This is a genomic window from Parasediminibacterium schistidii (genome assembly GCF_046546515.1).
Lineage (GTDB): Bacteria > Bacteroidota > Bacteroidia > Chitinophagales > Chitinophagaceae > Parasediminibacterium.
Window position 1 is genome coordinate 1 of record NZ_JBKHKJ010000089.1, and the last position, 1,005, is coordinate 1,005.

General features: G+C 42.8%; 1 protein-coding gene. It reads left to right on the forward strand.

Translation table 11 applies throughout. The features are described from left to right. The first annotated feature begins 85 nt into the window (after window positions 1-85). Window positions 86-1,000, forward strand: coding sequence for an IS1595 family transposase (locus ACHFIY_RS19275; protein ID WP_410847763.1), 915 nt, complete (start codon window positions 86-88; stop codon window positions 998-1,000). Window positions 1,001-1,005 lie beyond the last annotated feature (5 nt).

Consider the following 1,005-nt stretch of genomic DNA (forward strand, 5'->3'; position numbering starts at 1 on the left):
TAGAATTAGGTATTTTGACCTCATTGCAATATAAAAGGCCGTTTATACTATATAATTTAGTATATTTATACTAAATATAGTAGTTATGGATGGCTTGTTTTTAGGGCTAAGTGGGATTGATTTTGGCAAGAAATTCAGGAATAATAGGGATTGTGCTGAGTACCTTTATTCCATCAAGTGGGCAGGTGGTTATGTGTGCACTGTTTGCGGGTGCACTTCAGGTATAAAAGGCAGGACTAGCTTGCATAGGCGGTGCAGCAACTGCAAGTACGATGAAAGTGTTACCTGCAACACGTTATTCCATGGCGTGCGGATGCCGCTTTTAAAGGCATTCCACCTGATTTTCCGTACTGTGTGCAAGAAAAAAGGGATGTCGTCAGTAGAACTGGCAACCGAGGTTGGGGTACAACAGAAAACGGCTTGGAAGTTCAAGCTGAAGATAAAAAATGCGATGGTGCAAGAAAGCCAAGCGAAGCTGCAAGGGGACGTGCAAGTGGATGAAACCCTTGTTGGTGGCTACTCTGAGGGTTGCGTGGGAAGGAGCCTGGAAGAAAAAACAGCGGTATTGATAGCCGTGGAGGATATAGGCGGCGGGAAGACTGGCAATATCAGGATGGAGGTAATAGAGAGCTTCAAGGCAGACATTATAGGCTTGGGAATGGACAGCATGGTAGCAACAAATGCTAAAATAAAAACCGATGAGCATAAATCATACGGGAAGCTCAAAAAAGAGGGCAGGGATATTGAAATGACAAAGTCAGAAAAGGGGGCGTCCCTTGACCAACTCCATAAACAAATCATGTGCTTTAAGCTTTGGCTAAGGGGAACACACCACAAGTGCAAGCCTTCCTACCTGCAGACTTATATTGACGAGTATGTTTTCAGGTTCAACTCAAGGAATGCCAGGGTGTCTATATTTAATTCGATAATATTTAAATTTATGAACGCAGTCCCTAAGATTTACGTTGATTTAATAGTGCCGTGCGTTCAAAATACCTAATTCTA